Annotated in this window: 10 protein-coding genes; 4 read left to right on the top strand and 6 right to left on the bottom strand. The window is 66.3% G+C overall.

Translation table 11 applies throughout. From position 1 onward, the window contains the following. Positions 1–87: 87 nt before the first annotated feature. From QH283_RS06730 to QH283_RS06710, 5 genes are all read right to left on the bottom strand, one after another. The gene (locus QH283_RS06730; protein ID WP_280502150.1) at positions 88–294 is read right to left on the bottom strand and encodes a cold-shock protein; all 207 of its coding nucleotides are present in this window, start codon (positions 292–294) and stop codon (positions 88–90) included. 369 nt (positions 295–663) lie between these two features. Next, positions 664–999 carry an HNH endonuclease gene (locus tag QH283_RS06725; protein ID WP_280502149.1) on the bottom strand — a complete coding sequence of 112 codons (336 nt, stop codon included), beginning with the start codon at positions 997–999 and terminating at the stop codon, positions 664–666. Next, complete coding sequence (locus QH283_RS06720) at positions 974–1,429, bottom strand: hypothetical protein (RefSeq protein ID WP_280502148.1); 456 nt, start codon at positions 1,427–1,429, stop codon at positions 974–976. The genes QH283_RS06725 and QH283_RS06720 overlap by 26 nt, the downstream gene beginning before the upstream one ends. Positions 1,430–1,433: 4 nt before the next feature. Beyond that, complete coding sequence (locus QH283_RS06715; RefSeq protein WP_280502147.1) at positions 1,434–2,213, bottom strand: NgoMIV family type II restriction endonuclease; 780 nt, start codon at positions 2,211–2,213, stop codon at positions 1,434–1,436. Positions 2,214–2,222: 9 nt separating this feature from the next. Further along, entirely contained in the window at positions 2,223–2,753 is a 531-nt protein-coding gene (locus QH283_RS06710) for a very short patch repair endonuclease (RefSeq protein ID WP_280502146.1), read from the bottom strand. Between the two features lie 98 nt (positions 2,754–2,851). On the opposite strand from QH283_RS06710, the gene QH283_RS06705 reads away from it, so the two are divergent. Continuing rightward, complete coding sequence (locus QH283_RS06705; RefSeq protein ID WP_280502145.1) at positions 2,852–4,192, top strand: DNA cytosine methyltransferase; 1,341 nt, start codon at positions 2,852–2,854, stop codon at positions 4,190–4,192. Between the two features lie 22 nt (positions 4,193–4,214). On the opposite strand, the gene QH283_RS06700 is transcribed toward QH283_RS06705, so the two are convergent. Continuing rightward, the gene (locus QH283_RS06700; protein ID WP_280502144.1) at positions 4,215–4,475 is read right to left on the bottom strand and encodes a hypothetical protein; all 261 of its coding nucleotides are present in this window, start codon (positions 4,473–4,475) and stop codon (positions 4,215–4,217) included. Between the two features lie 193 nt (positions 4,476–4,668). Here QH283_RS06700 and QH283_RS06695 point away from each other — a divergent pair, with 193 nt between their 5' ends. Genes QH283_RS06695 through QH283_RS06685 form a run of 3 tightly spaced genes read left to right on the top strand, consistent with a single transcriptional unit; the run spans position 4,669 to position 6,333 of the window. After that, the gene (locus tag QH283_RS06695) at positions 4,669–4,998 is read left to right on the top strand and encodes a hypothetical protein (protein ID WP_280502143.1); all 330 of its coding nucleotides are present in this window, start codon (positions 4,669–4,671) and stop codon (positions 4,996–4,998) included. Beyond that, positions 4,979–5,500, top strand: a complete 522-nt coding sequence (locus tag QH283_RS06690) for a DUF6879 family protein (protein WP_280502142.1) — start codon at positions 4,979–4,981, stop codon at positions 5,498–5,500. Before QH283_RS06695 ends, QH283_RS06690 begins: the two co-directional genes overlap by 20 nt. Further along, the gene (locus QH283_RS06685; protein ID WP_280502141.1) at positions 5,497–6,333 is read left to right on the top strand and encodes a helix-turn-helix domain-containing protein; all 837 of its coding nucleotides are present in this window, start codon (positions 5,497–5,499) and stop codon (positions 6,331–6,333) included. Before QH283_RS06690 ends, QH283_RS06685 begins: the two co-directional genes overlap by 4 nt. Positions 6,334–6,658 lie beyond the last annotated feature (325 nt).

Genomic DNA, 6,658 nt, shown 5'->3' with positions numbered 1-6,658 from the left:
GGCCGGCCGCGCCGCGGTTAATCGGCCGCGTCTTGGCCGCGGCGCCCCGCCCGGGTAGGGGGGGGGCGCCTCTGCGAAGTCGACGTGTCAGGCGACGACGCGGACGTCCTGGGCCTGCGGACCCTTCTGTCCCTGGCCGATCTCGAACTCCACGCGCTGACCCTCATCGAGCGAACGGAAACCGGTTCCGCTCACCGCCGAGTAGTGCACGAAGACGTCGGGACCGCCGCCATCCTGAGCGATGAAGCCGAAGCCCTTCTCGCTGTTGAACCACTTAACAATGCCTTGAGCCATTTCATACTTTCCTGTAGACGAGCCGGGTAACGTGCAGTGCACCGGTCTCGTTGGCTCCAAGCCTGCCACGCGTTCGCCGATTCCTCCACCCACAGCAGGGGTCGATGTGAGCTAAACGACCACCGACCGCGCGGTGTGATGGCAAACTCCACAACCTTCGCAAAATCGCTCCTTCGCAGGTCAGAGCCTTATTTCATGCCGTAAGCAGCAACAGCGAACCGCTTTGCCGCGCAAAAAGACTCGATGTTCGCTCTCGGCGGACGCACAGACTCACACCCCCCGGAGAATTGTGCGGGCGCACGCCTTCACACACCCTCGGAACTGGATGTGAGCCCTACCAGAATTCGCCGCTCCGCCGAGCCCACACGCTCACTCCGGCACCGCGTCGAGATCGACCGGAGCCCGCTTCGCCGCCCCGAGCATGCCGCTCAATTCCTGGGGCGTGAGCCACCGCGGCCGGTAGTGGATCATCCGGTGACAGTTCGAACACAGCAACACCAGATCCGACAATTTCGTCGTCGTCTCTCCCGAAACATGCAGCGGCACAACATGATGGCATTCGATATAGCCCGAACCGTGCGCGCCGTACACATCCTCGAAATCGAACCCGCACACCTCGCAGAACAATCGCGAATGAATCGCCCGGAACTGTTCGATCTTCTTCCTGCGCAGCTTCCGGTCACGCTCGCGCCGGAAGTGCCTCACCGCCAGCAGTTTTCCCTCGCGAAAATCGACATTCGTCCACGAAGGCGACATCCCAGCCCGCCGGCTCGACCGCCTCACCCGCCGGCGACTCCGGCGCAATCGACCGGATCGTCTCGGCCGCCTGATGCATCAACTCGGACTCGGCGATGAAATCGAGCAGCACCTGTTTTGTCAGCTTCCCGCCTTTGGTCATCTTCCCCCGATAGGCGGGATGCGCCGTCATGATGTCGGTCGTCTTCCGCGAGACACTGCCCACGCTCCTGAAGGCCGGCCCGCGCCGCTCGGGCGGGTGGATCGGCAGCGATCGCAGCAGATGCGACAACTCGTGCACCCGGGGATCGTGCTCGCGCAACTCGAGCCAGCCGTTCTGCATCGTGATGTCGCACGCGAGGATCAACTCGTCACGAGTCCAAGGCGGGTCAGAAGGCATGGTGTCACCACGCCACCAGCGATGGTGCGAGCAAACGGTAGTCGAGCAGACGCCCCTGCCCGGTCACTTCTTCCCAAGCCGCCTTTTGCCCGTCGTTGCCGACTTCCTGCACAGCACGGGCCAGCTCGTCGTACGCAATGTGGTACGTGGCGTCGACCTCTCCTGTCCCACGGGCAATGGAAGCAAGCCGGGACGGCAACGGCTCCGCGGTCACGGTCACCAGATGAGGTAAGCGGCCACGGCGGTGCCGGATCATGTTCCCGTTCTCGTGGCGGATGTTCTGCACACGGTCCGACCGGATCGTCCATTTGCACGACAGCGCCGCGTGCAGCCAGGGCAGCGGCGTAGACGTGGGTGTGCCGGTGAGTCCCACGAGGACATCCGGAGTGATGAGGTAATCGGTGCCGAGCGTGACCCGGAGATTCGGATCCTTCTCGATAGCCGCCTCGATTCCACGGAGATGCCCGTACTGGGCATATCCGACGATGCTCTTGCCGCGCTGAATCACCCATTGCCTGCCGGGGGCGAGCTTCGGAAGTTCCGTGGCCAGTGTCGTCGCGACCTGCACTTCCAGCAGTCCTCCGGGATTCCGTGGCGGCGGGTCGGCCGGCGGGATGCCGGTGTCGTTGGGATTGGGCTGTCCGAGTTCACTCAGTACGCAGGCAGCCAGCCGCAGGCTGACCGCATTGTCCGAATCGGCCGAGTTCGGCACCCATCGCCAGCCCAGCTTGTTCTTCTTGCTCGGTATCCAACCGAGGAGTTCCGTGCGAAAGACTGCGGTCACAGACGGAACCTAGCGGACATGCGGCGGTTGCTTGGCCTCCTTCGAGAAGGTTGCCCTAGTATCGCTCACATGTTCGGATGTGGCCGCCGCGAGCACGTCGACTACCACGTCGACGGCTGTCCCGATGGGCTCGTGCTCCCACAACCGGACCACGCGCCATCCGGCAGCCGCCAGCGCTGCGTCTGCCGCGCGGTCCCGCTCGACGTTCCGGCGGAGCTTCGGCGCCCAATACCACTCGTTGGTCCGGGGTTGCCGCCCGTGCTCCGGGCAGGCATGCCAGAAACACCCGTCGACGAAGACCGCCACTTTACGGGCGGTGAACACGATATCGGGACGCACCCTGCGCCCGCCGAGGTCGAGTCGCAGGTCCTTGCGGTAGCGGTAACCGAGCCGGTGAAGCGCCCGGCGCAGTTCGACCTCCGGCTTGGTATCGGTCCGGCGATTCGCCCGCATATTGCGGGATCTGCCCTCGTTCAACGCCGGGGGATACGGCCGGTTGCCTGCGGTCGACGCGGCAGCTTCGGCAGGAACTTCAGACATCGCACTCACACGGACGTGTTGTTCGCAGCATCGAAGTCCAACCCTACTGATCCCGCATCGCGGCCGCGTCTCACCTCTCACAGAAAGGCCACACGCGCATGACGGAACTGCGGGTGATCGAGATCTGCGCCGGTGCGGGCGGGCAGGCGCTCGGCCTGGAACTCGCCGGCTTCGAGCACGAGGTGGCCGTCGAACTCGATCCGACTGCAGCCAAGACCATCGAACTCAATCGGAGCGACTGGAAGGTCCTGGTCGGTGATGTCGCCGACACCTCTGTCTTCGACCCGCGCATGTATGCACCCGGCAAGCGGCCCGGCGGCCAACCGATCGACCTGTTCGCGGGTGGCGTTCCATGCCCCCCGTTCTCGATCGCCGGCAAGCAGCTCGGAGCCGGTGATGAGCGCGATCTGTTCGCCTGGGCGGTCGAGCAGGTCGCCATCCTGCAGCCGCGCGCCCTTCTCCTGGAGAACGTCCGGGGCCTGAGCATGCCCCGGTTCTCCGGTTACCGGCAGCACGTCCTCGACCGGCTCCACTCCTTCGGCTATCACGCGGAGTGGCGGCTGATACAGGCGTCCGACTACGGCGTACCTCAGCTCCGTCCCCGATTCGTGCTGATCGCCATGCGTCCAGAAGACTTCCGGTACTTCCGCTGGCCTGAGCCGGTCGGCACCACAAAGACCGTCGGCGAGACACTATTGCCGCTGATGGCCGCCCGTGACTGGCCCGAGGCCCAAGCCTGGGCAAAGAAGGCCGACGACATCGCCCCGACCATCGTGGGCGGCTCCAAGAAACACGGCGGAGCAGACCTCGGCCCGACCCGCGCCAAGCGGGCCTGGGCAGCGCTGGGAGTCGACGCGTACGGCGTACACGACACCGCCCCGCCCTATGACAAGCGCCCGATGACGGAATACGGCCCCAAACTCACGGTTGAGATGGTTGCGCGGCTCCAAGGCTGGCTGATGATCCGCGACGATGCGCACGCCAGGGAGATCGAAGAAGGCAAGCCGGAAGACCACGAGTACGCATGGCGCTTCGAGGGCAGGAAGACCGCGGTGTATCGCCAGATCGGCAACGCATTCCCCCCGCCGGTCGCCAGGGCGCTCGGAACGTCCATCGCCGCCGCGCTCCGGCACGAAGGCGAAGCTGTCGACCGGGAGCCGGCCACCGTCACCGACCCGATCATCCATATCCTGCGCACGCACAAGGGCTACCTGACAGCTGGCGAGATCGCTCAGAAGGCTGGGTTGCAGTTGTCGAGCGCGGAAACCTACCGTCGCATCTCCATGGCCGTTTCTCTGCTGCAAAAAGATTTCGAGATCCTCCAGAAGGAAGCCGGCTCAGAAGTGGCATACAAGCTCGGTGACTTTCTAGCGTTCACTGGGCAAGCCGACCACGCACGGCACGAGTTCTACCGCAAGAGCCTGTCCCGGGTCAGCTGAGCACGATTCCGCAGGGCGCCGCTCACGCGGGGGAGGTGCGGCGCCAGGGGCGCAGGGCTCCCTTGCAGGCGGGGGCGAATTCCGCGGGGGAGCCGATGGCTCGGCCCGCTACGAGGTCGATGGTGAAGGAGTCGGCGTTCTTGCCGGTGAGGTCGGCGATCAGTTCGCGGGCGGTGGCTTCGATGGATCGTTTGTCCGAGGTCACGGTCCAGCGGTCCACGGCGGGGACGTGGACGAGCCACTCGGGTCCGCAGCAGTGGACTTTGACGTAGTAGCGCAGCACGCTTGTCTCCTCGCATGATCGGCACCGGTGTCGGCACCGGGTGCTGAGTAGCACGGTACGAAGTGATCATGGTCACCGGCCAGAAGTGAGCACGAGTTTGCACGACTCGCCCTCAACTGCGGGTATTCGGCGCCGGGAGCGGGCATCATGTGCTGCCACGAACATGTTTGTGCTCACACGGACAGGGGAAGACATGCGGGTGCAGTTCCTCGGAAAAGGCGGTTCGGATCTCGGTGGGTGCCCGACGCTGTACGCCACCGACAAGGGCACTTATCTGGTGCAGGGCTGGGAGACGGGCAGGGTCGCGACGATCGAGATCCCGCACCTGCTGACCGGATTCACCGAGCCGGACACGTTCATCGGGGCCGCGCTCACCGATTCCGGGCGCGGGACGTTCACCTTGACCGGACGGCCGGTGACCGAGCCGGACACGCTGGCGCAACTCGATCTGGCACCGAACGAGACGGTGATCGAGGTGCCGAAGTCGCGAAGGACGTACTTCGGTGCGCTACCTTCCGCTTGACCCGCCGGACTGGGCCGCCCTGCTGCGCGGCTGCGAATCCGACGCGTTCCATCTGGAGTCGCGGGACTCCTACGCGGTTCCCGCGGAGACCGCGCGCTTGCAGCGGTTCCTGTCCGGCGAGCCCGCCCTGCCGGACGAGCCGAAGGCCAGGTGGAACGCGCTGGTGCGGGAGACGACCGGGCGCGGGGTCGCGGTGCGCCGGGTGCGGGTGGTGAGCGTGCCGCACTCGGACTACCACCGCTGGCTGCTGTCGGTCACCGATTCCAATACCGCCGCGGGTGAGGACATCCGGTATGTGCCGCGCGACCGGGCGGGCGAGGTGCCCGCCGACGACTGGTGGTTGCTCGACGACCGGCGGGTGGTGTTCAACCTCACCGACGAACACGACGGCCCGGCCGGGCTCGCGGTGACCACCGACCCCGGTCTCGTCGCCCACTGCCGCGCGGTGCGCGACCGGCTGTGGGACGTGGCCACCCCGTACGAGGAGTATCGCGCGCCGTGACCGACAACGTGCACGACGCCAGGTCGGCGCTGGGAGCGCGGCTGCGGGAGCTGCGGGTCGCCGCGCGGCTGACCAACCGGAGGCTGGCGCAGCTTGCGGGCTGGCACGAGTCGAAGGTGTCCAAGATCGAGTTCGCGCGGATCAGGCCCTCCGACGACGACATCCGCGCCTACTGCCTGCACTGTGACGCCGAGGACCAGTTGGCCGACTTGCTGGCCTCGCTGCACAGCATCGACATCGCCTATCTGGAATGGCGCAAGATCCTCGGGACGGGCCTGAAACGCAGGCAGCAGAAATCACTGCACCTGGAGTCCACGGCTTCGGTCATCCGCGACTACCAGCCGCAGATCGTGCCGGGGCTGTTGCAGACCGCGGAATACGCGGCGGCGAAACTGCGGCGCGGCATCGAATTCCACCAGGTGCCCGACGATGTGGAGGAGGCCGTCGCCAAACGCATGGAGCGCCAGCGCATCCTGTATCGGCGCGACCATCTGTTCCACTTCCTGATCGGTGAGCAGGCCCTGCACACCACGGTCGGTGACGACGAGGTGATGGAAGGCCAGCTCGACCGGCTGTCCTCGCTGATCGGGATGCCCCGGGTGACGATCGGGATCGTGCCCGCCACCGCCGAGGCGCTGGTGGTGTCGACGAATTTCGTGGTGTTCGACAACCGGCTGGTGATGGTGGAGGGCACCGCGGCCGAGCTGACCATCACCCAGCCGCGCGAGATCGCCGTCTACGGGCGCGCGTTCGACACGCTCGCCCGCCAGGCCGTGACCGGCAGGCAGGCGCGGGCGCTGATCGGGCGGGTCATGCGGGAGCGGACGACCTGAAAGATCGCCGGACCGTTCGGCTTTCGCGTCCGTTCAGGGTTTTCCCTGAGTCCGCGCCCCTGCCCGGTGCTGACTTTTCCACCGAATTCGGTGTGAGACAGTGAGATTTCCCGCCGTATACAGCAGCATGGTGGGCGTGCGCACGCGTCGTGGGGTGCCGGGGGTCGCGGCCCGCGACGTGAGGTGCGCGAGCGCTCGCCGGACAGGCGGGCGAATTCCCCTCGGGGAGGGGGGGGGGGGGGGCGCCGGGGGGTGGAAAGGGCAGAGAAAGTGAATTAAACCACCCCGGCCGGGGGACAGCGCCGCGGAGTAGCCGGGGTGGGGG

The sequence above is a fragment of the Nocardia farcinica genome (assembly GCF_029867845.1).
Lineage (GTDB): Bacteria > Actinomycetota > Actinomycetes > Mycobacteriales > Mycobacteriaceae > Nocardia > Nocardia farcinica_A.
Note: the sequence above shows the minus strand (reverse complement) of the source record. Positions and strands in the feature narration are given on the sequence as shown.